The sequence below is a fragment of the Rhodococcus sp. X156 genome (assembly GCF_004006015.1).
Lineage (GTDB): Bacteria > Actinomycetota > Actinomycetes > Mycobacteriales > Mycobacteriaceae > X156.
In genome coordinates this window covers 705,767-730,655 of sequence record NZ_CP034766.1, presented here as the reverse complement: position 1 = coordinate 730,655, position 24,889 = coordinate 705,767, and the positions used below count along the sequence as shown (strand labels likewise).

Sequence of the window (24,889 nt, the reverse complement as noted above, 5' to 3'; positions counted from 1 at the left end):
CGCCAGCGGAGCAGGTCAGGCGTTGACCGGCTCGCGCTCGTCATCGGTCTGCAGGTGCGGGCGGTCGAGCTTCTCGCCCTCCACGTCGATGTTGGGCAGGATCCGGTCGAGCCACCGGGGGATCCACCAGGCCTTCTCCCCGAGCAGGTACATCACCGCGGGGATGAGCATCATCCGCACCACGAAGGCGTCCAGGAAGACCGCCACCGCCAGCGCGAAGCCCATCGACCGGATGATCGGCTCGTCGATGAGCACGAACGCGCCGAACACCGCGATCATGATGACCGCCGCGGCGGCCACCACCCGGGCGCTGCTGCGGAAGCCGTCCACCACGGCCTCCCGCGGGGAGTAGCCGTGCACGTGCGCCTCCCGCATCCGGGTCACCAGGAACACCTGGTAGTCCATCGCCAGCCCGAACACCAGCCCGATGAGGAAGATCGGCATGAAGCTGATGATGGGCTGTCCCTCCACCAGGCCGAACGCGCCGTCCTGGAAGATCCAGACGGTGGCGCCCAGGGTGGCCAGCACCGACAGCACGAACCCGAGGGTGGCGGTCAGCGGCACCAGCAGGGAGCGGAACACCAGGGTGAGCAGGATGAACGCCAGGCCCACCACCACCGAGAGGTAGATCGGCAGGGCGTCGGCCAGCTGCTCGGAGACGTCCACCGCGATGGCCGTCAGGCCGGTGACGCCGATGACGGTGCCGGTGCGCTGCTCCACTCCGGCCTGGCCCTCCCGCAGGTCGGTCAGCAGGTTCTCGGTCTCGGTGTCGGCCGCGCCCTTGGTCGGGGTGACCATGATCTGGGCACCGGTGCCCTCGGGGTTGCTGGCCACCAGCTGGGCGTTGGTGACGCCCGACTGCTCGCCGGCCCAGGTGGCGACCTGGGCGAAGGCGGCGGTGCGCTGGCCGGGGTCGTCGATGCCGCGACCGTCCACCACGATCAGCAGCGGAGCGTCGCGGCCGGGACCGAAGGCGTCGGCGATCAGGTCGGTGGCCTGCCGCTGGGTGGTGTCGGACGAGGCGGTGGAGTCGCTGGGCAGGGCCAGGTGCAGGCCCTGCAGCGGAACGGCCAGGGCACCGAGCGCCACCACGCCGATCAGCAGCGCCGCGACGGGCGCCTTGCCGACGAGGCGCGCCCAGCGCACCCCGTTGTTGAGCACAACGCCGTCGTCCTCGCGCTTGGGCTGGTACTTGCGCACCGTGCCGCCGAACGCCTTGGACTTGAGCATGCCGAGCAGGGCCGGCAGCAGGGTCAGCGCCAGCAGCACCGCCACGAACACCGCGGCCGCCGCGGCCACACCCATGGTGGTGAGGAACGGGATCCGCACCACCGACAGCGCGGCCAGCGCGATCAGCACCGTGAGGCCGGCGAACACCACGGCGGAGCCGGCGGTGCCCACCGCGATGCCGGTGGCGTGCCGGCGGTCGTCGGTGTGCTCGAGCTCGCTGCGGTAGCGGGCCAGGATGAACAGCGTGTAGTCGATGCCCACGGCCAGGCCGATCATGATGGCCAGCATCGGGGTGGTGGAGCCGACCTCGGTGAACGCGGTCATCGCGTAGATGCCGGCGGCGCTCAGGCCCACGCCCCACAGGGCGGTGATGATGGGCAGCCCGCCACCCACCAGGGAGCCGAAGGTGAGCACCAGCACGATGAGCGCCACGGCCACGCCGATCAGCTCGGAGGTCATGCTGATCTCGGCCATGCCGGTGGTGCCGGTGCCGTTGGCCTCCACGGTCAGCCCGCTGCCGCGGGCGGTGTCCAGCACCGAGAACAGCTCGTCGATGGTGGTCGGCTCGACGTCGGCCACGGTGGCCACGTCCAGGTCGAAGGAGATGGTGCCCACCCGACCGTCCGGAGACAGCGGGGACAGCGCCTGGGCGTTGGCCTGGGCCTGCTCCGGGGACAGCCCGGCCTGGCCGGCGGCGGCGACGATCTTCTCGGTCTGCGCCGCGGCGGCCTGCACCGGGTTGACCACCGGGGCCTCGGCCGGCACCTGCGGCAGGCCCTTGAGGTCGGCGACGAGGGCGTCCACGGCCTGGGCGTAGGTCGGCTCTGCCAGCTGGTGGCCGTCCGGCGCGGCGACGACGACCTTGACCGAGGCGGTGTCGAAGGCGTCCTTGGCCCCGGGGAACAGCTGGGACTGCAGGTCAGCTGCCTGCTCCGAGGGGATGCCCGGGATGGAGAAGGAGTCGGTCATGGGCTTGGACGACGTTGCGGCGAAGCCGGCGATGGCCACCATGGCGATGAGCCAGGCGACCAGGAAGAGCGGCCACCGCCGGTAGGCGGTCTGGCCGAGGCGGTAGAGCAGGGTAGCCATGCGGGTTCTCCTGAGGAGTCAGACGGGGCACCGGGTGGCCGGTGCCGACAGCGGCGGGTCAGCTCAGCAGCTCACGAGCCCCCCTCAGCGCCTTCTCGAAGGCCTCCACGAGCGTGCCGTCGTCCTGGGCCAGCCAGTTCTCCATCGCGGCGTCGAGGATGGCCCCCACCAGGCGGACCGCGAGCACCGTCCGTGGGCCGTCGAAGGCGTCGCCGTCGCGGGCCCGGATCGCCGCCACCGTCTGGGCGCTCAGTGCGGCCATCCGCTCGTAGCACAGGGTCAGCAGGCGGGGGTTGCTGATGATCACCCGCTTCATCCGCTCCACCTGCGCGCGGGTGATGTCCAGCGGCCCGAGGATCTCGCCGCCGAGCAGAAGCAGGTCCTCCATCAGGTCGCTGCCGCGACGCTCGGAGAGGGTGACCAGGACGTCGCTGGTCAGCTCAGGGGCGGTGCCGAGGACCGCGTCGGCCTTGCCGGGGAAGTAGTTGAACAGGGTGCGGCGGGAGACCCCGGCGAGCTCGGCGAGGTCGTCCATGGTGAAGCCGTCGAAGCCACGCTCGTCGGTGAGCTGCTGGGCGCACATCCACACCCGGTACCCGGTCTGCGTGCGACGCCGCAGCACGGTCTTTGCACTCTGCCCCATAGAGTGCAGTCTTGCAGGCGTCCGTCTCGTTGCCCACGAAAACGACCGTGACGTGCATCTCCGTGGGCTTCGTCACTGGCGCACGAGTCGGTTCAGTCGAGGGCAGGGTCCCTCGAACGCTGGTTCACTCGAATGCGGCGGCGAGCTCCATCCACTTCTCCTCGGCGGCTTCCTTCTCCGCCTGCACGGCCTTGAGCTGCACCCCGAGGTCGGCGAGCCGGCCGGCGTCGGTGGTGGCCTCGGCCAGCTGGGCGTGCAGCGCACGCTCCTTCTCGTCCAGCTTGCTCACCGTGCGCTCCACCTTGCTCAGCTCCTTGCGGGCGGCGCGCAGCGTGGCGGCGTCGGGCCGGCTGCCACCGGCGCTGGTGGTGCCGCCGAGGTTGGCCGGCTGGCCGGGGTTGTCGCTGAGGTCGGCGGCCCGGCGCTCCAGGTACTCGTCGATGCCGCGCGGCAGGTTGGTCAGCTTGCCGTCGCCGAACAGCGCCCACACCGAGTCGCACACCCGCTCGGTGAGGTAGCGGTCGTGGCTGACCACCACCATGGTGCCCGGCCAGGAGTCCAGCAGGTCCTCCAGCTGCTGCAGCGTGTCGATGTCCAGGTCGTTGGTCGGCTCGTCCAGCAGCAGCACGTTGGGCTCGGCCATCAGCACCCGGGTGAGCTGCAGCCGGCGGCGCTCGCCACCGGAGAGGTCGCCCACCGGCACCCGCTGCCGCGCCGGGGCAAAGCCCAGCCGCTCGGCCAGCTGCGCGGCGGACATCTCCTTGTCGCCCAGGGTGACGTACTTGGCGACGTCCTCCACCGCGTCGAGCACCCGCATGTCCAGCGGCAGGTCGTCCAGCTCCTGGCGCAGCCAGCCCAGGTGCACGGTCTGGCCCTGGATGCGCTTGCCGGCGGTGGGCTCCACCTCGCCGCCGAGCATCCGCAGCAGGGTGGTCTTGCCGGAGCCGTTCACCCCGACCAGGCCGATGCGGTCGCCCGGGCCCAGCCGCCAGGTGAGGTCGTGCACCAGCTCACGGCCGTCCGGGGTCTGCACGTTGACGTGCTCGAGCTCGAGCACCACCTTGCCCAGGCGGCGGGCGGCGAAGGAGGCCAGCGCCACCCGGTCGCGCGGGGGCGGCACGTCGGCGATGAGCGCCTCGGCCGACTCGATGCGGTACTTGGGCTTGGAGGTGCGGGCCGGGGCGCCGCGGCGCAGCCAGGCCAGCTCCTTGCGGGCCAGGTTCTGGCGGCGCTCCTCGGCGGCGTCAGCCTGGCGGGTGCGCTCGGCACGGGCGAAGACCCAGTCGGCGTAGCCGCCCTCGTAGGTCTCCACCTTGCCGCCCACCACCTCCCAGGTGCGGGTGGCCACGGTGTCCAGGAACCAGCGGTCGTGAGTGACGACGACGAGGCTGGAGCGGCGGCCCTTGAGGTGCTCGGCCAACCACTGCACACCCTCCACGTCGAGGTGGTTGGTGGGCTCGTCCAGCACCAGCAGGTCCAGGTCCTGCACCAGCGCGGCGGCCAGGGCGACCCGGCGGCGCTCGCCACCGGAGAGGCCGTCGATGGGGGTGTCCACGCCCAGGGCGTCCACCCCGATGCCGTGCAGCACGTTGCGGATGCGGGAGTCGCCGGCCCACTCGTGCTCGTCCACGCCGAGCGGGGCGAGCACCACCTGGCCGATGGTGGAGCCCGGGGGCAGCACGCCGCGCTGGGTGACCACGGCCTGGCGCAGGCCGCCGGTCTGGCTGACCCGGCCGGAGTCGGGCTGCTCGAGCCCGGTGAGCACCTCCAGCAGGGTGGTCTTGCCGCCCCCGTTGAGGCCGACGACGCCGATGCGCTCGCCGGAGGCCACGCCCAGGGACACCTTGTCCAGCAGCGGCTTGACGCCGTAGGTCTTGGACACCTGTTCCAGGTTGACCAGGTTCACGGGTTGGGCCATCAGCTGTGCGCTCCGGTGCTCGATCGAGTTCGTGGATCAGGGGTTCGGGGGCTGGCGGGGTTGGGGCCAGCGGGGTGTGCGGGCAGCACCCTGGCGCCGGCGACGGGCCCGGCGGCCACCCGCACGGTGCGGCACACGCCGGCTCCGGCCAGCTCGGCGCTCACCCGCACGGCGGCGTCGGCGTTGACGCAGAGGAAGGCGCAGGTGGGCCCGGAGCCGGAGACGATGCCGGCCAGGGCACCGGCCTCGGTGCCCGCGTGCAGGGTGCGGCGCAGGCTCGGGCGCAGCGAGAGCGCGGCGGCCTGCAGGTCGTTGGCCAGCAGCGGGGCCAGGGCCAGGGCGTCGCCGGCGGCCAGGGCGTGCATCAGCGGCTGCACGTCGCCCACCCGCGGCTGCGCGCCCGTCGCCCGCAGCCGGTCCAGCTCGGCGTACACCGCCGGGGTGCTCAGGCCCTCGTGGTCCAGAGCCAGCACCCAGTGGAAGGTGTTGCGGGCCAGCACCGGGAGCAGCTGCTCGCCGCGGCCGGTGCCCATCGCGGTGGCCCCGTGCAGGGCGAAGGGGACGTCGCTGCCCAGCTGGGCGGCCAGCGCGGCCAGCTCCTCGCGGCTGACGTCGCTGCCCCAGAGGGTGGCCAGGGCCAGCAGGGTGGCCGCGGCGTCAGCGCTGCCGCCGGCCATGCCCCCGGCCACCGGGATGCCCTTGGTGAGGGTGATCTCGGCCTCGGCCGGGTGGTGGGTGGTGCGGGCCAGCAGCTGGGCGGCCTGCCAGGCGAGGTTGCGCTTGTCGGTGGGCACCGCTCCTGCGCCCTCCCCCACCACGCGCACCGACAGGGCGTCCGCGGGGGCCACCGACACGTCGTCCACCAGCGACAACGCCTGGAACACCGTGACCAGCTCGTGGTAGCCGTCCGCGCGCACGTCGCCCACGGCCAGGTGCAGGTTCACCTTGGCGGGAACCCGCACGGTGACGGGAGGAGGGACGACGGCAAGCACGGTGCACCAGCGTAATCGTTGCCGGAGCCACCCAGCGCCGCCCGCTACCCCGCGGGCGCCTGCCGGTGACCGGCGTCACCGTGCTGGCCGAGGTCGAGCGCCACCACCAGGTCCGCGCGGTGCCGGGTGCGCGCCACCAGCGCGGCGTTGCGCTCGTCCACCTCCCGCACCCAGGCCTGCGCGTCCTCCGGGGTCTTGCCGTGACGCACGTGCCGGGCCACCAGCGCGGCACGGCGCTGCTCGTCGTCGGCGTCGAGGAACCACACCTGGTCCAGCAGCGAGCGCACCCGCTCCCAGCCGTCGGCGCCGTGCAGCAGGTAGCTGCCCTCGGTCACCACCAGGCGGGCCGAGGGCAGCACGGCGATGGAGCCGGCCACCGGCTGCTCCAGGGTCCGCTCGAAGCTGGGCACGTACACCGCCTGCTCGTCGGCGGAGCGCAGCCGGCGCAGGACGGAGCGGTAGCCGCCCACGTCGAAGGTCTCCGGTGCGCCCTTGCGGTGCCGCAGGCCCATCCGCTCCAGCTGTGCGTCGGCCAGGTGGAAGCCGTCCATCGGCACTCCCACCACCAGCGGCTCCACCGGCTCGGTGTCCAGCGCCACCTGCAGGGCGGTGACCAGCGCTCCCGCGAGGGTGCTCTTGCCGGCCCCCGGCGGGCCGGTGATGCCCAGCACCGCCCGCCGCTGGCCCGCGTCCAGGCTGGCGCTCATCAGCTCCTCGGCGGCGGCCACCAGCTCCGGCAGCGGCGGGTGCACCGGCAGCGCGCTCACGGCCGGTCCTGCGCCTGCACCGCGGTGATGGCCACGGTGTTGATGACGTCCTCCACGGTGGCCCCGCGGGAGAGGTCGTTCACCGGTCTGCGCAGCCCCTGCAGCACCGGCCCGATGGCCACCGCACCGGCCGACTGCTGCACGGCCTTGTAGGTGTTGTTGCCGGTGTTGAGGTCCGGGAAGACGAACACCGTGGCGCGGCCGGCCACCTCGGAGCCGGGCAGCTTGGTGGCGGCCACCGAGGCGTTCACCGCGGCGTCGTACTGGATGGGGCCCTCCACCGGCAGGTCCGGGCGGCGCTCCCGCACCCGCGCGGTGGCCTCGCGCACCTTCTCCACCGCCGTGCCCGTGCCGGAGGCCCCGGTGGAGTACGACAGCATCGCCACCCGCGGGGTGATGCCGAAGCGGGCGGCGGTGTCGGCCGAGGCCACGGCGATGTCGGTGAGCTGGGCGGCGTCGGGGTCGGGGATCACCGCGCAGTCGCCGTAGACCAGCACCCGGTCGGGCAGGCACATGAGGAACACCGAGGAGGCGGTGGAGACCCCGGGCGCGGTCTTGATGAACTCCAGCGCCGGGCGCAGCGTCTGCGCGGTGGTGTGCACCGCGCCGGAGACCATGCCGTCGGCGTGGCCCAGGTGCACCATCATGGTGGCGAAGTAGGAGACGTCGGTCATCACCTCCCGCGCCTGCTCCAGGTCCACGCCCCGGTGGGCCCGCAGCCGCGCGTACTCCGCGGCGTAGCGCTCCCGCTCGGGCGACGCCTCCGGGTCGAGCACCTCGATGCCGGTGAGGTCCACGCCCGCGGTCCCGGCGAGCTCGCCCACCTGGGCGGCGTTGCCCAGCAGCACCAGCTCGCACACCCCGCGGCGGCGGATGATCTCCGCGGCCCGCAGGATGCGCGGCTCGGTCCCCTCCGCCAGCACGATGCGGCGCCGCTGCGCGCTGGCCTGCTGCATCAGCTCGTAGCTGAAGCGCACCGGCGACATCCGCTCCGGCCGGGGCAGCGCCAGGCGCTCCACCAGCTCGGCGGCATCCACCCCGGCGTTCCACACCCCCAGCGCGGTGGCGATCTTGCGGGGGTTGCCCGGGGCCAGCTCGCCGTGCACCCCACCCACGGCGTGGGCGGCGGTGTAGGTGTCGGTGTCCAGGGCCAGCACCGGGAACGGCGCGGTGGGCAGCAGCGCCAGCACGCTGTCGGCCAGCGGGATGCCGCCGGTGAGCAGCACGGCGGCGGGCACCGGCTGCTGGGCGGACAGCGCCATCGCCACGGTGGCCACCACCACGTCGGCCCGGTCGCCCGGGGTGATCACCAGGGCGCCGTCGGTGAGCAGCGGCAGGACGTGCTCCACCGTCATCGCCGCCACCCGCACCGAGCGGACGTCGCGGTCGAGGTTGGTGCTGCCGCCGATGCGCCGGGCGCCCACCGCCGTGGCCACCTCGGCCACGCTGGGGCGGTCGAGCTCGTCGGTCTCGGGCAGCACGTACACCGGGCGCCCGGACGCGCCACGGTGCACCGTGGCGCGGGTCTGCTCCACCAGCTCCACCGGCACCCGGTTGACCAGCACCGCGGCCAGCGCGCAGCCGGCGGCCAGCACCTCCTTGCGGGCCAGGTCCACCGACTGCACCAGCGCCGCGGTGTCCTGGCCGGCGCCGCTGACCACGGCCACCACCATGGCGCCCAGGTGGTTGGCCAGCTCGGTGTTCAGGTCCAGCTCGTCGCCCAGGCGCCGGCCGTCGCCGTAGTCGGAGCCGTCCACGATGACCACGTCGGCGCGCGCGGCCAGGTCGCTGTAGGCGGCGACGCAGCGGCGGAACAGCTCGTCGCGCTCCCCGGCCGCCAGCAGCGCCCGCGCCTTGGCGCGCGGCACCCCGCCGCGGGCCAGCTCGGCGGGCACGCCCATGGCGTCGCGGACCAGCACCACCAGCGGGTCGGTGTCCGGGTCCTGCTCGTGGCCGTCCACCGAGGGGCGCGGCTCGGCGAGGGGACGCAGGAAGGCCACCGTGTCGGTGCTGCTGCGCATCAGGGCCAGCAGCCCCACCGACACCAGCGACTTGCCGGTCCCCGCGGTCGCGGCCACCACGTACACCCCTCGGGCCACCGGCCACCCCCGTCAGCTCGTCGCTACCTGCTCACCTGAGGGTCTCACCCCGCGGCACGCACGGCCACGCCCACCGTCGCCGGCGTTGCACGCCCTTGTTGCTGAGCGTTGCCGCGCTCAGCCCTGCTGGGCCAGCGCCACGAACGCGGCCACGTCGAGCTGCTCACCACGGGTGCTGGGCTCGATGCCCGCCGCGCGCAGGCGCCGCTCGGCCTCCACCGGCGAGCCGGCCCACCCGGCCAGCGCGGCCCGCAGCGTCTTGCGCCGCTGGGCGAACGCGGCGTCGACCACCCGGAACACCTGCTTGCGGGTCTGCTCGTCGGTGGGCCACGGCGCCTGCTCGTGCCGGTCCACCCGCACCAGCCCGGAGTCCACCCCGGGCACCGGCCAGAACACCCCGCGCGGCACCGCGCCGGCGCGGGCGACGCGGCCGTGGAAGGACGCCTTGACGCTGGGCACGCCGTAGGTGCGGCTGCCCGGCGGCGCGGCCAGCCGGTCGGCCACCTCGGCCTGCACCATCACCAGGGCGCTGCGCAGGCTGGGCAGCTCGGCGAACAGGTGCAGCAGCACCGGCACCGCCACGTTGTAGGGCAGGTTGGCCACCAGCGCGGTGGGCGCCGCGGGCAGGTCGGCCGCGCGCACCCGCAGGGCGTCGGCGCCGATCACGGTGAGCTTGTCGGCCAGGCCCGGAGCGCGCTCGGCGGCGGTGCGCGGCAGCCGCGCCGCCAGCACCGGGTCGATCTCCACGGCCACCACCGCGGCAGCGGGCTCCAGCAGCCCCAGGGTGAGCGAGCCCAGGCCGGGGCCCACCTCCAGCACCACGTCGTCGGCGCCCACCCCGGCGCTGGTGACGATGCGGCGCACGGTGTTGGCGTCGTGCACGAAGTTCTGGCCCAGGGTCTTGGTGGGCCGCACCCCCAGCTCGGCCGCCAGGGTGCGCACCTCGACCGGGCCGAGCAGGGCGGCGCGTTCCTCGCTCAGCGCAGACCCAGCTTGCTCGAGCACGACGGCCACGGGGAGAACCCGCGGCCGGCGGCGACCTTGGAGGCCACGGCGATCTGCTGCTCCCGGGTGGCCTGGTGCGGCAGCGGGGCGTACGCGCCGCCGCCGTTGCTCAACCAGGTGCCGCGGTCGAACTGCACGCCGCCGTAGTAGCCGTTGCCGGTGTTGATGGACCAGTTGCCGCCGGCCTCGCACTGGGCCAGGCGGTCCCACACCGCGCCGTTGGCCACGGCGGGGGCCGGGGCGCCGCCGGACTTGACCACCGCGGCGACCGGAGCGGGTGCAGCAGCAGGGGCGGGGGCCGGGGCGGGCGGCGGTGGGGCGATCTTGGTGCCGACGCGGGTGACGCCGGGCACCGGCGGGGCGGTGACGGCCGCGGCGACCTGCTCGCGCGCGGTCTCCACGCCGTTGGTGGTGGTGACGCGGAAGGTGACGGTCTGCGCGCCGTCCACCGGCTTGGTCTGCACGGCGGTGCGGCCGGTCTCCAGCGTCGGGTCGTCCACCTTCTGCACCGGCGCCGGCAGCGGCTGCTGGGCGATGACCTCGGTGGTGCGCACCCGGGTGATGTCCACCCGCATGCCGTCGGTGAGCGGGGCGGCCAGGTCCGCCGAGGCGGCGTCGCGCTCCACCAGCGCCAGGTTGCGCTCAGCCAGCAGCGCCCCCACGGTGGCCGCGGTGGTGCGCACCTGGTGCAGGGCGCCGGCGTCGGCCACGGTGACGGTGCGGGGGTTGGCCACGCTCAGGGTGGCGCCCTCCAGGGGCAGCCGGGTGGCGCGGGAGGCGGACAGCTGCACGTCCCCGCCGGTCAGGCGCAGCTCGGCCAGCGCCTCGTCCACGGTGAGCGCGGTGGTCCACATCGACCGGGTCTGTCCGTCCACGGTGAGCTCCACGTGGCGGCCGCGACGCAGCACCACGGTGTCGCCGTCGGTCACGGCCGAGTCGGCCGCGGGAGCCAGGGCGTCGTGCTCACCGACGCCGAGGCCGGCCGCCTTGAGCACACCCTCGACGTTGCTGGACATGGTGGAGACTGTCCGCTCCTCGCCGTCGACCTGCACGGTGACGGTCTTCTCCATGGCGATGGCGGTGCCGGCGCCGGCCCCGACGGTCAGCACCAGGGCGGCGACGACGGAGCGGGCGAGTCCTGCTCGGCTGAGGGTCACACGGTCGAGCAGGGGCACGCGGGTCGTCCTGACGTCGGAGCGTCCGGGCAGGGGCGTGCGGTGGCACGAGACCGGAGAGGGACCCAGAGCTGCTGCCGCACCGGAACTTCCCCATCCCGGCTAGTCGATCACGGCACGGTAACGGGCCGGTGTCTGTCTGGGCAAGAACAGGTCTCAACTCATGACGTGTGTCACTAGGACGTGCGGGCGGTCCTCGCGGCCGCGGCGGGGCTCACAGCCCGTAGACCCGCCGGGCGGTGGCGGTGGTCGCGGCGGCCAGCTCGGCGGGGTCGTCGCCGCGCAGCTCGGCCAGGGCCCGCACGGTGTAGGGCAGGCAGTACGACTCGTTGGCCGCGCCGCGGTAGGGGTGCGGGGTGAGGAACGGGGCGTCGGTCTCCACCGTGAGCTGCTCGGCGGGCACCAGCAGCGCCGCCTCCCGCAGCGCGTGGGCGTTGCGGAAGCTGACCGTGCCGGACAGGCTGATGACGTAGCCGGCGTCCACCGCCTCGCGGGCCACCGCGGCGTCGCCGGAGAAGCAGTGGAAGATCACCCGCTCCGGAGCGCCCTCCTCGCGCAGCACCCGGAGCACGTCGGCGTGCGCCTCCCGGTCGTGGATCATCACCGGCTTGCCCACCCGCTTGGCCAGGTCGATGTGCCAGCGGAAGGCCTCCTCCTGGGTGGCGAGGTCGGCGCAGCCCTCCAGCTTGCCCGGCCAGTAGTGGTCCAGCCCGGTCTCCCCCACCGCCACCGTGCGCAGATGCCGGGCCAGCTCCTCCAGGTCCTTGCGGGCGGCCTCGTCCAGGGCGTTGGCCCGGGTGGGGTGCAGCGCGGTGGCCGCCCACACCCGCTCGTCCCACTCCGCGGCCCGGGTCACCCAGTGCGCCGAGGCCAGGTCGTCGGCGACGGTGACCACCTGGCCCACCCCGGCGGCGGCGGCGCGGTCCACGATGGCGCGCACGTCCTCGGCGGTGCTCGCCCCGCACGCGTCCAGGTGGGTGTGCGCGTCCAGCAGCGGGCTCAGCGGCTCCGGCGCCGGGGGTGGGCCGGAGCGGGATCGCTTGCTCACGGGTTGACCGGCGCCCACTCCGGGCCGGTCTCGCCCAGCTTGGGGTCGAGCTTGGTGAACAGCGGGGTGGGCTTGTGCAGCTCGGTGCCCGCGGCGATCTCGGTGCGGCCCCAGTGCGCCTGCTCGCTGGCGTAGTCGCCCATGATCACCGGGTAGGAGTGCCCGGCCTCCGGCAGGCCCGCCCCCACCAGCGGCTCGGCGAAGCCGGGCAGCACGTCGTCGGTCACCTCGTGGATCTGCGGCTGCGCCGCCCAGGTGCCGCTGCCGCCGAGGGCGGTGTGCACCTGCTGGGCGGAGTGCGGCAGGAACGGGGTGAGCAGCGCGTTGGCGTCGGAGACCACCTGCAGCGCGGTGTGCAGCACGGTGGCCTGGCGCTCGCGGTCCTCCTCGGTGCCGGACTTGCCGAGCTTCCACGGCTCCATGTCGGAGATGTAGCGGTTGGCCAGCGTCACCACCCGCATGGCCTCGCCGGCGGCCTGCTTGAACCGGCTGCGCTGCAGCAGCGCGCCCACGGTGTCGAAGGCGCCCTCGGCGGCGCGGAGCAGCTCCACGTCGGCCTCGCTGCGGGTGCCCGGCTTGGGAATGGCACCGAAGTTCTTGTGCGCCATGGACACCGAGCGGTTGACCAGGTTGCCCCACTCGTTGGCCAGCTCGAAGTTGGTGCGCCGGACGAACTCGTCCCAGGTGAAGTCGGTGTCCTGGTTCTCCGGGCCGGCCACCGAGATGAAGTAGCGCAGCGCGTCCGGGCCGTACTCGGCCAGGAAGTCGCGGACGTAGATGACGGTGCCGCGGCTGGTGGAGAACTTGGAGCCGCTCATGGTGAGGAACTCGCTGCTGACCACCTCGGTGGGCAGGTTCAGCCGGCCCAGCTCACCGGGGCTGCCGCCCTTGGCACCCTTGCCGTCGTAGCCCAGCAGCTCGGCCGGCCAGATCTGGCTGTGGAAGGTGATGTTGTCCTTGCCCATGAAGTAGTAGCTCAGCGCCTGCGGGTCGCACCACCACTCCTGCCAGGCGTCGGGGTTGCCGGTGCGGTGCGCCCACTCGATGCTGGCCGAGAGGTAGCCGATGACGGCGTCGAACCAGACGTAGAGCTTCTTGTCGCCGCGGTCGGCCCAGCCCTCCAGCGGGATGGGCACGCCCCAGTCGATGTCCCGGCTCATGGCCCGGGGGCGCAAGTCGGCGATGAGGTTGAGGCTGAAGCGCAGCACGTTGGGGCGCCAGTCGGTGCGGCCCTTGAGCCAGTCGGCCAAGGCGTCGGCCAGCGCCGGCAGGTCCAGGAAGAAGTGCTCGGTCTCCACGAACTTCGGGGTCTCGCCGTTGATCTTGCTGCGCGGGTTGATCAGGTCGGCCGGGTCGAGCTGGTTGCCGCAGTTGTCGCACTGGTCCCCGCGCGCGCCGTCGTAGCCGCACAGCGGGCAGGTGCCCTCCACGTAGCGGTCGGGCAGGGTGCGTCCGGTGGACGGGCTGATGGCGCCGGTGGTGGTCCTGGGCACCAGGTAGCCGTTGCGGTGCAGCGTGCGGAACAGCTCCTGCACCACCGCGTAGTGGTTGCGCGTGGTGGTGCGGGTGAACAGGTCGTAGGACAGGCCCAGGTCGGCCAGGTCCTTGTTGATCACCCGGTTGTAGCGGTCGGCCAGCTCCCGGGTGCTCACCCCCTCCTTCTCCGCCTGCACCAGGATCGGCGTGCCGTGCTCGTCGGTGCCGGAGACCATCAGCACCTTGTTGCCCGCCATGCGCTGGTACCGGGCGAAGACGTCGGAGGGAACGCCGAACCCCGAGACGTGCCCGATGTGACGGGGACCGTTCGCGTAGGGCCAGGCGACGGCGGTGAGCACGGTGTTGGACATGGTTGCCAGCCTAACGAGGGCGCACCTGGGCCGACGCAGCCGCCGGGGGTGCGCCCGGCGCGGGAAGCGTCGGCGCTGGACAGGTGTTGAACCAGGCAAGGCCGGGCCGGTTCCAGCGACCCACGTTCCGGGCCGGCTCCCCCAGTGACCAGACGGGAAGGAGCTGGAGTGACCACCGACGTCCGCGAGCGCCGCGCACCCGCGCCACAGGATCCCGTGCAGAACAACCGGGACCCCTGGCGCGGCTTCCGCAGGGGCGACTGGTGCGACACCATCGCCGTGCGCGACTTCATCCACGCCAACTACACCCCCTACACCGGTGGCCCGGAGTTCCTCGAGGGACCGACCGAGCGCACCCGCAGGGTGTGGGACAAGCTCACCGCGATGTTCCCCGCCGAGCGCGAGCGCGGGGTGCACGACATCGACACCCACGTGCCGGGCACCATCACCAGCCACGGCCCCGGCTACATCGACCGCGACCACGAGCTGATCGTGGGGCTGCAGACCGACGCCCCGCTCAAGCGCGCGATGATCCCCAACGGCGGCTGGCGGATGGTGCAGAGCTCGTTGGACGCCTACGGCTACGAGGCCGACCCGCGGGTGCGCGAGATCTTCACCAAGTACCGCAAGACCCACAACGACGGGGTGTTCGACGCCTACACCCCGCAGATCCGCGCGGCCCGCAAGAACAAGATCATCACCGGGCTGCCGGACGCCTACGGTCGCGGCCGGATCATCGGTGACTACCGCCGGGTGGCGCTGTACGGGGTGCAGCGGCTGGTGGAGGTCAAGCAGGCCGACCTGCACGCCCTCGACGACCTGCCCGCCACCGAGGACGTCATCCGCACCCGCGAGGAGCTGGCCGAGCAGGTCCGGGCCCTGCACGACCTGCAGGCCATGGCCGCCTCCTACGGCCACGACATCTCCCGGCCGGCGGCCACCGCCCGGGAGGCCGTGCAGTGGCTGTACTTCGGCTACCTCGCCGCCACCAAGGAGCAGAACGGCGCGGCCATGTCGCTGGGGCGCACCAGCACCTTCCTGGACGTGTACCTGCAGCGCGACCTCGACGCCGGCGAGCTCACCGAGGCGCAGGCGCAGGAGCTGATCGACGACTTCGTCATCAAGCTGCGGATCATCCGCTTCCTGCGCACCCCCGCCTACGACGAGCTGTTCTCCGGCGACCCCACCTGGGTGACGGAGAGCCTCGGCGGCATCGGGCTGGACGGGCGGCCGCTGGTCACCCGCACCTCCTTCCGGTACCTGCAGACGCTGTACAACCTGGGTCCCGCCCCGGAGCCGAACATGACGGTGCTCTGGTCCCCGGCGCTGCCGGCGGGCTTCAAGAGGTTCTGCGCCCAGGTGTCGCTGGACACCAGCGCCATCCAGTACGAGTCCGACGAGCTGATGCGCCCGCGCTGGGGCGACGACACCGCCATCGCCTGCTGCGTGTCGCCGATGACCGTCGGCCGGTCGATGCAGTTCTTCGGCGCCCGGGTGAACCTGGCCAAGACGCTGCTCTACGCCATCAACGGCGGCCGCGACGAGATCACCGGCGCCCAGGTGGCGCCACCGGCGGCCGCCGTGACCGGGGAGCGGCTGGACTACGACGACGTCCGCGCCAAGCTCGACGCCATGATGGACTGGTTGGCCCGGACCTACGTGGACGCGCTCAACGTCATCCACTACATGCACGACAAGTACGCCTACGAGGCGCTGGAGATGGCGCTGCACGACTCCTTCGTGCACCGCACCATGGGCTGCGGCATCGCCGGGCTGTCGGTGGCGGCCGACTCGCTCTCCGCCATCAAGCACGCCGACGTGCGGCCGGTGCGCGACGCGCGGGGGCTGGTGGTCGACTACGTGACCACCGGGGAGTTCCCCACCTACGGCAACGACGACAACCGGGCCGACGCTCTGGCGGTGGACCTGGTGGAGACGTTCATGGCCAAGGTGCGCCAGCAGAAGACCTACCGCGACGCCGAGCACACCCAGTCGGTGCTCACCATCACCAGCAACGTCGTCTACGGCAAGAACACCGGCAACACCCCGGACGGTCGCCGCGCCGGCGAGCCGTTCGCGCCGGGGGCCAACCCGATGAACGGCCGCGACCGGCACGGGCTGGTGGCCGCCGCTCTCAGCGTGGCCAAGCTGCCGTTCGACTCCGCCCGCGACGGGATCTCCCTGACCGAGACGGTGACGCCGGCCGGCCTGGGCCGCACCCGGCAGGAGCAGGTGGACAACCTGGTCGGCGTGCTGGACGGCTTCGTCGCGTCCTCGGGCTTCCACATGAACGTCAACGTGCTGGACCGCGCCACGCTGGAGGACGCGATGGAGCACCCGGAGAAGTACCCGCAGCTGACCATCCGAGTGTCCGGCTATGCGGTGAGCTTCGTCCGGCTGACCCGCGAGCAGCAGCTCGACGTCATCAACCGCACCTTCCACCAGGGCTTGTGAGGGGCTGGATGACGACCGCACCTGTGCTGCTGCCGGACCCGGTGCTGCCCGACCACGCCGATGAGCTGACCGGTGCCGTGCACTCCTGGGACATCTCCACCGGGGTGGACGGCCCCGGCACCCGGTTCGTGCTGTTCGTGGCCGGCTGCCCGCTGGCCTGCGCCTACTGCCACAACCCGGACACGCAGATGATGCGCAGCGGCACCCGGCACACGGTGGCGGAGACGATGGACCGCATCGCCCGCTACCGGACGTTCCTCACCACCGCCGGCGGTGGGGTGACCATCTCCGGCGGGGAGCCGCTGCTGCAGCCCGCCTACACCGAGGCGGTGCTGCAGCGGTGCACCGAGCTGGGGCTGCACACCGCGCTGGACACCTCCGGCGCGCTGGGTGCACGGGCCAGCGACGCCCTGCTCGACGCCACCGACCTGGTGCTGCTGGACGTCAAGGCCATCGACCCCGCGCTCTACACCGACCTGACCACCGGGCAGCTGGAGCCGACGCTGCGCTTCGCCGAGCGCCTGGCCGCCCGGGGCCAGCACGTGTGGGTGCGCTTCGTCCTGGTGCCGGGGGTGAACGACGCTCCCGAGCACGTGCGGAAGCTGGCGTCCTACGTGGCCTCGCTGGGCAACGTGGAGCGGGTGGACGTGCTCGGCTACCACCTGCTCGGCCGGGAGAAGTACGCCGCGCTGGGCAAGCCCGACCGGCTCGCCGGAGTGCCGGCCGCCACTGCGGCACAGGTGGACTCGGCGCGACAGCGCTTCGCCGACGCGGGGCTGCACGCGCCGTGACCGCTCCGCCGCGCTTTGGCTACAGGTGTGCACCGACGCTGGGCTAGAGTCCGTGGTGCTCGTCACACACAGACAGTCCTCTGTGGCCTCCTGGGCGCTGGGGGCTCCACGATTGGACTCTCATGCGACACCGACGCCGGCTGTTCCAGCTCCCCGTCCTCACCATGGCGGCGGTGGCGCTGACCGCCACCGCCACCGCCGTGCCCGCGCAGGCCGCACCGGCGCCCGCGCCCACCCAGGCAGTCCCGACCGTCCCCACCGCCTGCGCTCCCACCGCGGACTTCTACACCCCGCCGGCGGGGCTGCCCGCCGGCAACGGTGACCTGATCCGCTGCGAGAGCTCGGCGGTGATCACCGACCCGCTCACCCGGGGAACCCTGCCCGCCGCGGCCACCCGGATCATGTACCGCAGCAACGACACCCAGAACCGGGCGATCGCCGTCACCGGCACCGTCTTCTCGCCCACCGCCGCCTGGACCGGCCCCGGCGAGCGACCGCTGGTCACCTACGCGGTGGGCACCATCGGCCAGGGCGACCAGTGCGCGCCGTCGGTGCTGTTCAACCAGGGCCTGCAGTACGAGCTGCTGTTCATCAGCCAGATGCTGGACAAGGGCGTGGCGGTGGTCGTCACCGACTACGAGGGCCTCGGCACGCCCGGCGTGCACACCTACGTGGACCGGGTCTCACAGGCGCACACCGTGCTCGACGCCGCCCGCGCCGCCCAGCGCACCCCCGGCTCCGGAGTGTCGGCCAGCGCCCCCATCGGCATCTACGGCTACTCCCAGGGCGGCGCCGGATCGGCCTCGGCCGCAGAGATGGCCCCCAGCTACGCCCCGGAGCTGAACCTCAAGGGCGCCGCCGCCGGGGACGCCCCCGCCGACCTGTCCACCGTGGCACCGGCGATCGACGGCAGCACGCTGTCCGGCCTGATCGGCTACTCCATCAACGGCCTGTCCAAGGTCTACCCCGAGCTGGTGCCCGAGCTGGACAGGTTGCTCAACGAGCAGGGCAAGCGGCTGCTGGCCGAGACGCAGAACCAGTGCGTGGGCGAGACCACGCTGCGCTACGCGTTCCAGCAGACCAGCAGCTTCACCGTGAGCGGGCAGCCGGTCGGGTCGTTCCTGGACCAGGAGCCGTTCGTCTCCGCGGTGGCCGCCCAGCGCCTCGGTCGGCTGACCCCCACGGCGCCGGTCTACCTCTTCCAGGGCGCCAACGACGACGTGATCCCCGCGCCGCAGGCCCGTCAGCTGGCGACGGACTGGTGCGCACTGGGCGCCACCGTGCAGTACAACGAGCTGGCCATCCCGCCGGTCTTCCCGGGCACCGGCATCGGCCACGTGCTGCCGGCGGTGCTGGGTGCCGGCGACGCGCTGCGCTGGCTCTACGAGCGCGTCACCGAGGCCACCCCTGCAGCCACGTCGACCTGCGCCGAGCAGGGCTGAGCGCCTGAGCAGCCCCCGGAGCCGGTCTGAGCGACCGGCTCGGGGAGGCTGTGCGGGTGCACGTGCAACGGCTGGGCGGCGGGGCGTCCCCCCAGGCGGTGCTGCGCGGGCTGCACCGCCGAGCGCAGCGGCTGGGCGTGCCCGGCCCGGCCGCGCTCACCGGGCAGTGGTTCGGCTCCGCCGCGGTGCTGGCACCCAGCGTGGAGGTCACCCCCTGCGACCCGTCCGCCGCCTTCCCCCCGACGGGTCCCACGCCGGGCCCCGCCGGCGCGATCGGTGGGGGCTGGATCGGCTACCTCGCCTACCCCGACGGGGCGGGCGCCGCGCTTGCGCCCGCGGCGGGCGGCTGGACCAGCTGCGTGCTGCGGCTGGACACCGGCGGCACCTGGTGGTTCGAGAGCCTCACCGGCGAGTCCTGCCCGGCTGAGCTGGCCGCGGTGGTCCGTGCCGGCGCCCCGGAGCAGGCCTGGGCGGTGCGCTGGCACGCCCCCGACGCCGCCGCCCACCAGCACCGCGTCCGTCAGTGCCGGGCAGCCATCGCCGAGGGCGAGGTGTACCAGGCCTGCGTGTGCACCCGCTTCACCGGCGCGCTGGCCGGCGAGGCGGTGCAGCTGTTCACCGCCGGGGTGCACGCGCAGGACCCGGCGCGGGCGGCCTACCTCGCCGGCGACTGGGGCGCGGTCGTCTCCTTCTCCCCCGAGCTGTTCCTGGCCCGCCACGACCGCGTGGTCAGCTCCAGCCCCATCAAGGGCACGCTGCCCGCGCACCGCAGCGCCACCGACCTGCGCGCCTCGGCCAAGGACGTGGCGGAGAACGTGATGATCGTGGACCTGGTGCGCAACGACCTGGGTCGCGTCTGCCGCCCGGGCAGCATCACCGTCCCCGACCTGCTCGCCGTGCACCCCGCGCCCGGGGTCTGGCACTTGGTCTCCACCGTGCGCGGCGAGCTGCGCCCGGACGTCACCGACGCCGAGCTGCTGGCGGCCACCTTCCCGCCCGCCTCGGTCACCGGCACCCCCAAGGGCCGGGCCCGGCAGCTGCTGGCCGGCTGGGAGGACGGCGCCCGGGGGATCTACTGCGGCACCGTCGGCATGGTCTCGCCGGTGGCCGGCCTCGAGCTCAACGTGGCCATCCGCACCGTGGCGGTGGCCGCCGACGGTGCGGTGGAGCTGGGCGTGGGCGGGGGCATCACCATCGACTCCGACCCGGCGGCGGAGTGGCAGGAGTGCCTGGACAAGGCCGCCGCCACCACCGGGCTGAGCCCCTCCACGCCGCTGGCGCCTCAGTCGCGGGCGGCCAGCACCGCCTCGTAGAGCTCCCGCTTGGAGCCGCCGTTGCGCTCGGTCACCTGCGCGCAGGCGTCCTTCAGCCGCAGCCCGGTGTCCACCAGCTCGTCCACCATCGCCACCAGCTGCTCCATCGCGGGTGGGCCGGCGGGCGCGGCGCCGGCAAGCACCACGGTGATCTCCCCGCGCACCCCCTCCGCCGCCCACTCGGCCAGCTCGCCGAGGGTGCCGCGGCGCACCTCCTCGTAGGTCTTGGTCAGCTCCCGGCACACCGCGGCGCGGCGGTCGGCGCCGAGCACCGCCACCGCGTCAGCGAGGCAGTCGGCCAGCCGGTGCGGGGCCTCGAAGAACACGCACGCCCGCTCCTCCTCGCGCAGCTGGGCCAGCCAGGTGCGCCGGGCGCTGGACTTGCGCGGGGGGAAGCCGTCAAAGCAGAACCGCTCGCACGGGATGGCGGACAGCGCCAGCGCCGTGGTCACCGCCGAGGGCCCGGGCAGGCAGGTGACCGGCAGGTCCTCCGCCACGCAGGCCGCCACCAGCCGGTAACCGGGGTCGCTCACCGACGGCATGCCCGCGTCGGTCACCAGCAGCACCGTGCGCCCGGCCGCGACCTCGGCCACCAGGGCCGGGGCCTTGGCCGTCTCCACCGCGTCGTAGAAGCTCACCACCCGTCCGGCGATGCGCACGTCCAGCGCCGAGGCCAGCTGCTTGGTGCGGCGGGTGTCCTCGGCGGCCACCACGTCGGCGGTGGCCAGGGCCTCGCGCAGCCGGGCCGAGGCGTCACCGGCCTGGCCCATCGGGGTGGCGGCGAGCACCAGGCGGCCGGGCGCGCGTTCAGCGGAGGTGCTCGAGGGGCCTTCGGTGGTCACCGGTAGAGCCTACGATTGCCGGGTGACCCTGCTGGCCGACGCGGTACCCGACCGAGCGCGCACCAGCCCCCTCCGCCCCTCCTGGCGGGACGACCCGCCCACCGACCGGCTGCGCGGCTGGGTGGTCACCCTGGTGCTCACCGCCATCGCCGCGTTCACCCGCTTCTACCGGCTGGGCAGCCCCACCGACGGCGGCACGCCCATCTTCGACGAGAAGCACTACGTGCCGCAGGCCCACCAGGCGCTCACCAACGGCGGGCTGGAGGACAACCCCGGCTACGAGCTGGTGGTGCACCCCCCGGTGGCCAAGCAGCTGATCGCCGCCGGGGAGTGGATCTTCGGCTACAACGCGGTGGGCTGGCGGTTCGCCTCCGCCGTGGCCGGGGTGGTGCTGGTGCTGCTGGTCGTCCGCATCGTGCGGCGGATGACCCGCTCCACGCTGCTGGGCGGGGTGGCCGGGATCCTGCTCATCTGCGACGGCATGTCGTTCGTGTCCTCGCGGGTGGGGATGCTGGACATCTTCCTGGCCCTGTTCGTGGTGGCCGCGCTGGGCTGCCTGGTGGTCGACCGCGACCAGGTGCGCGCCCGGATGCGCACGGTGGTGGAGCAGGGGCGCATCGGCGACTCCCCGTGGGGGCCGCGCCTGGGCGTGCGCTGGTGGCGCCTGGGCGCCGGGGTGATGCTCGGCATCTCCTGCGGCACCAAGTGGAACGGCGCCTTCTTCATCGTGTTCTACGGCCTGCTCTGCGTGGGCATGGACGTCGCCGCCCGGCGCAGCGCCGGCGTGCAGCGCCCGTGGGTGGGCACCCTGGTGCGCGACGTCGGCCCGGCGCTCTACGCCCTGGTCGCCATCCCGCTGCTGGTGTACCTGGCCACCTGGTGGGCGTGGTTCGGCAGCGAGACCGGCATCGACCGCTGGGTGGTGGGGCAGAAGGTCGGCACCGGCGGCCCGTTCGGCTTCGTGCCCGACGCGCTGCGCGCGCTCTGGTACTACAGCGGCCACGTGCTCAGCTTCCACTCCAACCTGGTGACCCCGGCGGGCAGCCCGCACCCCTACGAGTCCAAGCCGTGGACGTGGCCGATGGGGCTGCGGCCGATGCTCTACGCCTACTCCGCGGGCCCGGACGTCAGCGGCTGCGGCGCGGCCAGCTGCGTGTCCGCGGTGATGCTGGTGGGCACCCCGGCGCTGTGGTGGCTGGCGCTGCCGGTGCTGGCCTGGTCGCTGTGGCGGGCGGTGTTCGGCCGCGACTGGCGCTACTCCGTGGTGCTGGTGGGCTACGGCGCGGCGTTCCTGCCCTGGTTCACCAACCTGGACCGGCAGATGTACTTCTTCTACGCCATGGCGATGGCGCCGTTCCTGGTCATGGCCGTCACGCTGGTGCTCGGCGACGTCCTCGGCCGGGCCCGCGCGGGCCTGGAGCGCCGCCGCACCGGTCTGCTGGTGGTGTGCCTGTACGTGGGCCTGGTGGTGGCCAACTTCGCGTGGCTCTACCCCATCCTCACCGGGGTGCCCATCACCGAGTCGCACTGGCAGAACGAGCTCTGGCTGCCCAGCTGGCGCTAGCTCAGCTACAGCCGCCAGGGCTCCCAGCTGCCGGCCGGGGTGCGCACCGCGGTGGCCGCGGCCACCCCGTCCAGCACGGCCAGCCGCACCGCCTCGGCCGCGGCGGCCTGCAGCGCCACCAGCGCCTGCACCCGCTGCACCCTGCTCTCCCCCGGCAGCGGCACCGCCCCGGTGGCCAGGGCGAAGATGGTGTCGCCGTCGCTCATCGTGTGCGCCACGTCCAGGGCGCGGGCCAGCCCGTCGTGGGCGGCGGTGGCGGTGCGCGAGGCCTCCGCCGGGTCGAGGGCGGCGTCGGTGGCCACCACGGCCAGGGTGGTGTTCAGCGCCTGCGTGGCCAGGGGGTGGATCGCCGTGCCCTCGCCCGCCTCCGGCGGCTGGCCCACGGCCGGGCTGCCGGCCGCGTTCACCACGGCGATCGCGCCCACCACCGCTCCCCCGGCCTCGGGCCCCAGCGTCACCGAGGCGGTGCCCACCCCGCCCTTGGCGCTGCCCCGGGCGATGAGCGCCCCGGTGCCCGCGCCCACGCAGCCGCGCACCACGGGGGCGTGGTCGTCGGTGGCCGCGGCGGCAGCTGCGGCGGCGTGACCCATCTCGGCGTCCGGGCGGGCGGTGAACTCCCCGCCCCGGCCCAGGTCGAACAGCGCCGCCGCCGGCACGATGGGCACCACCTGGTGCGGCTGCGGGCCCACCGGGAAGCCCCGGCCGTGCTCCTCGCACCAGCGCTGCACCCCGTGCGCGGTCACCAGGCCGTAGGCGCTGCCACCGGTGAGCACCACGGCGTCGGCGGTGGGCACCAGCGTCCGCGGGTCCAGCGCGTCGGTCTCGTGCGTGCCCGGCCCACCGCCGCGCACGTCCACCCCGGCCACCGTGCCCGGCGGCGGCAGCACCACGGTCACCCCGGTCAGCCAGCCGTCCCCGGTGCGCTGGGCGTGACCCACCCGCACCCCGGTGACGTCGGTGATGCCCGTGCTGGTCGTGCTGGTCGTGCTGGCCTTGTCTGCAGGGCTGTCGGTCAAGTCGGTCATGTCGGGAAACTACCGCCCACCACCCCGCGGGCTGTTCGTGTCGCGGGGCGTCACGGCCCTCCCTAGCCTGGTCGGCACGGGAGCAGCTGTGACACATCGGACCAGTCGGAGGCCAGTCGATGAACGTTTCTCGCACGGGCACGGGGGCGCCGGTGGTGCTGGTGCACGGCCTCGGGTCGAGCCTGGGCACCTGGGACCGCATCGTCGGCCCGCTGGCCGAGGAGCGCGAGGTCATCGCCGTCGACCTGCCCGGCTTCGGCAAGACCCCGCCACTGCTGGGCGAGGTCTCCGTGGCCACCCTCACCGACGCCCTGGCCGACTTCCTGCGGGAGGAGGGCCTGGCGGAGGCCGCGCTGGTGGGCAGCTCGCTGGGGGCGCGGATGGTGCTGGAGCTGGCCCGCCGCGGGCACCAGGGCACCGTCGTGGCGCTGGACCCGGGCGGCTTCTGGAACGCCCAGCAGGCCCGCTTCCTCAAGGGCAGCCTCATCGCCTCTATCGGCCTGGTCCGCCGCATCCAGCCGGCGCTGCCCCGGCTGAGCACCAGCGCCGCCGGCCGCAGCGTGCTGCTGGCCCAGTTCGCCGCGGCGCCGTGGAAGCTGCCTGCCGAGCTGGTGCTGCAGGAGCTGCAGGGCTTCACCGCGGAGGCCTCCCCGTCCCTGGACGAGGCGCTGCACGCCCTCGCCGAGGGGCCGCTGCAGGCGGGCGCCGACCCGAGCGTCCCGCACGGCACGGTGGTGCTGGGCTGGGGCCGGCAGGACCGGGTGACGCTGCCCAGCCAGGCCGCCGTCGCCGCCGAGCGCTTCCCGTCGGCCACGCTGCACTGGTTCGACCGCTGCGGGCACTTCCCCCACTGGGACAGCCCCGAGGAGACCACCCGGCTGATCCTGCAGAGCACCAGCTGAGACGCACGGAGGGCTTCCGCCATGAGTGCTGCCAACCGGGGCATGGTCGACCTGCCCGAGATGCCGCTGGACTGGCACCGGGCGCTGGCCATCGCCGCCCACCCCGACGACCTGGAGTACGGCGCCGCCGGCGCGGTGGCCACCTGGGTGCAGGCCGGCAAGGAGGTGGTCTACCTGCTGGTCACCCGGGGCGAGGCGGGCATGGACAGCCTGGACCCGGAGGTCACCGGCCCGTTGCGGGAGGCCGAGCAGCGCGCCGCCGCCGCGCAGGTCGGCGTGCACACCGTGGAGTTCCTGGAGGGCTACAGCGACGGCGTGGTGGAGTACGGCATCGCGCTGCGCCACGACCTCGCCGCGCGCATCCGCCACTACCAGCCCGACCTGGTGCTCACCGGCAGCCACCGCGACACCTGGCCCTCGGGCGGGTGGAACTTCGCCGACCACCGCGCGGTCGGGCTGGCCACCATGGACGCCGTCGCCGACGCGGGCAACCGGTGGATCTTCCGCGACGCCGGCGAGCCGTGGAGCCCGCGGCTGGTGGCGGTGGTCGGCTCTCCGCGTCCCACCCACTGCCTGGACGTCTCGGCCACCACCGAGCTGGCGGTGGCCTCGCTGGCCGAGCACCGCGCCTACCTGGCCGAGCTGGGCCTGGACGCCCGCGGCGTGCTGGCGCAGGTGATGCCCAACCCCAACGTCGCCGCCTTCGAGATCTTCGGCGCCTAGCCGGGAGCACCACTCCGGAC

The 24,889-nt window shown here is 73.7% G+C and carries 19 protein-coding genes; 7 read left to right on the top strand and 12 right to left on the bottom strand.

Annotated elements, in window-relative coordinates:
• Positions 1-15 precede the first annotated feature (15 nt).
• The 10 genes from ELX43_RS03460 to metG form a co-directional block, all read right to left on the bottom strand.
• Positions 16-2,319 (bottom strand): MMPL family transporter, encoded by a 2,304-nt coding sequence (locus tag ELX43_RS03460; protein ID WP_127782147.1) that lies wholly within the window; start codon positions 2,317-2,319, stop codon positions 16-18.
• Positions 2,320-2,377: 58 nt separating this feature from the next.
• Positions 2,378-2,962, bottom strand: coding sequence for a TetR family transcriptional regulator (locus ELX43_RS03455; protein ID WP_127782146.1), 585 nt, complete (start codon positions 2,960-2,962; stop codon positions 2,378-2,380).
• Between the two features lie 124 nt (positions 2,963-3,086).
• Positions 3,087-4,880, bottom strand: a complete 1,794-nt coding sequence (locus ELX43_RS03450; protein ID WP_127782145.1) for an ABC-F family ATP-binding cassette domain-containing protein — start codon at positions 4,878-4,880, stop codon at positions 3,087-3,089.
• Positions 4,880-5,872 (bottom strand): 4-(cytidine 5'-diphospho)-2-C-methyl-D-erythritol kinase, encoded by a 993-nt coding sequence (locus ELX43_RS03445; protein ID WP_127782144.1) that lies wholly within the window; start codon positions 5,870-5,872, stop codon positions 4,880-4,882. The genes ELX43_RS03450 and ELX43_RS03445 overlap by 1 nt, the downstream gene beginning before the upstream one ends.
• Before the next feature lie 44 nt (positions 5,873-5,916).
• The gene (locus ELX43_RS03440) at positions 5,917-6,639 is read right to left on the bottom strand and encodes a nucleoside/nucleotide kinase family protein (RefSeq protein WP_241249697.1); all 723 of its coding nucleotides are present in this window, start codon (positions 6,637-6,639) and stop codon (positions 5,917-5,919) included.
• Positions 6,636-8,738, bottom strand: coding sequence for a phosphate acetyltransferase (pta, locus tag ELX43_RS03435; protein ID WP_127782143.1), 2,103 nt, complete (start codon positions 8,736-8,738; stop codon positions 6,636-6,638). The genes ELX43_RS03440 and pta overlap by 4 nt, the downstream gene beginning before the upstream one ends.
• A 117-nt stretch (positions 8,739-8,855) precedes the next feature.
• Positions 8,856-9,719, bottom strand: a complete 864-nt coding sequence (gene rsmA, locus ELX43_RS03430; protein ID WP_127784640.1) for a 16S rRNA (adenine(1518)-N(6)/adenine(1519)-N(6))-dimethyltransferase RsmA — start codon at positions 9,717-9,719, stop codon at positions 8,856-8,858.
• The gene (locus ELX43_RS03425; RefSeq protein ID WP_241249695.1) at positions 9,716-10,918 is read right to left on the bottom strand and encodes a resuscitation-promoting factor; all 1,203 of its coding nucleotides are present in this window, start codon (positions 10,916-10,918) and stop codon (positions 9,716-9,718) included. The genes rsmA and ELX43_RS03425 overlap by 4 nt, the downstream gene beginning before the upstream one ends.
• Positions 10,919-11,132: 214 nt before the next feature.
• A complete protein-coding gene (locus tag ELX43_RS03420; protein ID WP_127782142.1) occupies positions 11,133-11,966 on the bottom strand; it encodes a TatD family hydrolase in 834 nt (277 codons plus the stop codon).
• Positions 11,963-13,813 (bottom strand): methionine--tRNA ligase, encoded by a 1,851-nt coding sequence (gene metG / locus ELX43_RS03415; protein ID WP_127782141.1) that lies wholly within the window; start codon positions 13,811-13,813, stop codon positions 11,963-11,965. Before metG ends, ELX43_RS03420 begins: the two co-directional genes overlap by 4 nt.
• A 216-nt stretch (positions 13,814-14,029) precedes the next feature.
• On the opposite strand from metG, the gene pflB reads away from it, so the two are divergent.
• From pflB to ELX43_RS03395, 4 genes are all read left to right on the top strand, one after another.
• Positions 14,030-16,267 (top strand): formate C-acetyltransferase, encoded by a 2,238-nt coding sequence (gene pflB, locus ELX43_RS03410; protein WP_127784639.1) that lies wholly within the window; start codon positions 14,030-14,032, stop codon positions 16,265-16,267.
• Between the two features lie 8 nt (positions 16,268-16,275).
• Positions 16,276-17,058 (top strand): pyruvate formate-lyase-activating protein, encoded by a 783-nt coding sequence (gene pflA / locus ELX43_RS03405; RefSeq protein WP_127782140.1) that lies wholly within the window; start codon positions 16,276-16,278, stop codon positions 17,056-17,058.
• A gap of 122 nt (positions 17,059-17,180) precedes the next feature.
• A complete protein-coding gene (locus ELX43_RS03400; protein WP_241249693.1) occupies positions 17,181-18,500 on the top strand; it encodes a lipase family protein in 1,320 nt (439 codons plus the stop codon).
• 56 nt (positions 18,501-18,556) lie between these two features.
• Positions 18,557-19,813 (top strand): aminodeoxychorismate synthase component I, encoded by a 1,257-nt coding sequence (locus ELX43_RS03395; protein WP_127782139.1) that lies wholly within the window; start codon positions 18,557-18,559, stop codon positions 19,811-19,813.
• Here ELX43_RS03395 and rsmI read toward each other — a convergent pair.
• Positions 19,783-20,655, bottom strand: a complete 873-nt coding sequence (rsmI, locus tag ELX43_RS03390; protein ID WP_346773863.1) for a 16S rRNA (cytidine(1402)-2'-O)-methyltransferase — start codon at positions 20,653-20,655, stop codon at positions 19,783-19,785. The genes ELX43_RS03395 and rsmI overlap by 31 nt on opposite strands.
• Positions 20,656-20,776: 121 nt before the next feature.
• Between rsmI and ELX43_RS03385 the strand changes: the two genes are divergently transcribed.
• Positions 20,777-22,219, top strand: a complete 1,443-nt coding sequence (locus tag ELX43_RS03385) for a phospholipid carrier-dependent glycosyltransferase (protein ID WP_241249851.1) — start codon at positions 20,777-20,779, stop codon at positions 22,217-22,219.
• A 5-nt stretch (positions 22,220-22,224) separates the two neighbouring features.
• Here the strand turns inward: ELX43_RS03385 and ELX43_RS03380 are convergent, their stop codons facing one another.
• Positions 22,225-23,244 carry a P1 family peptidase gene (locus tag ELX43_RS03380; RefSeq protein ID WP_127782137.1) on the bottom strand — a complete coding sequence of 340 codons (1,020 nt, stop codon included), beginning with the start codon at positions 23,242-23,244 and terminating at the stop codon, positions 22,225-22,227.
• 119 nt (positions 23,245-23,363) lie between these two features.
• Between ELX43_RS03380 and ELX43_RS03375 the strand changes: the two genes are divergently transcribed.
• Entirely contained in the window at positions 23,364-24,146 is a 783-nt protein-coding gene (locus tag ELX43_RS03375) for an alpha/beta fold hydrolase (RefSeq protein WP_127782136.1), read from the top strand.
• A gap of 21 nt (positions 24,147-24,167) precedes the next feature.
• Positions 24,168-24,869, top strand: coding sequence for a PIG-L deacetylase family protein (locus tag ELX43_RS03370; RefSeq protein ID WP_206518096.1), 702 nt, complete (start codon positions 24,168-24,170; stop codon positions 24,867-24,869).
• Positions 24,870-24,889 lie beyond the last annotated feature (20 nt).

Excerpts from the sequence above, each read along its gene's own strand:
- ELX43_RS03460 (WP_127782147.1), bottom strand. The coding sequence starts at position 2,319 with ATGGCTACCCTGCTCTACCGCCTCGGCCAGACCGCCTACCGGCGGTGG.
- ELX43_RS03455 (WP_127782146.1), bottom strand. The coding sequence starts at position 2,962 with ATGGGGCAGAGTGCAAAGACCGTGCTGCGGCGTCGCACGCAGACCGGG.
- ELX43_RS03450 (WP_127782145.1), bottom strand. The coding sequence starts at position 4,880 with ATGGCCCAACCCGTGAACCTGGTCAACCTGGAACAGGTGTCCAAGACC.
- metG (WP_127782141.1), bottom strand. The coding sequence starts at position 13,813 with ATGTCCAACACCGTGCTCACCGCCGTCGCCTGGCCCTACGCGAACGGT.
- pflA (WP_127782140.1), top strand. The coding sequence starts at position 16,276 with ATGACGACCGCACCTGTGCTGCTGCCGGACCCGGTGCTGCCCGACCAC.
- ELX43_RS03400 (WP_241249693.1), top strand. The coding sequence starts at position 17,181 with ATGCGACACCGACGCCGGCTGTTCCAGCTCCCCGTCCTCACCATGGCG.
- ELX43_RS03380 (WP_127782137.1), bottom strand. The coding sequence starts at position 23,244 with ATGACCGACTTGACCGACAGCCCTGCAGACAAGGCCAGCACGACCAGC.
- ELX43_RS03375 (WP_127782136.1), top strand. The coding sequence starts at position 23,364 with ATGAACGTTTCTCGCACGGGCACGGGGGCGCCGGTGGTGCTGGTGCAC.
- ELX43_RS03370 (WP_206518096.1), top strand. The coding sequence starts at position 24,168 with ATGAGTGCTGCCAACCGGGGCATGGTCGACCTGCCCGAGATGCCGCTG.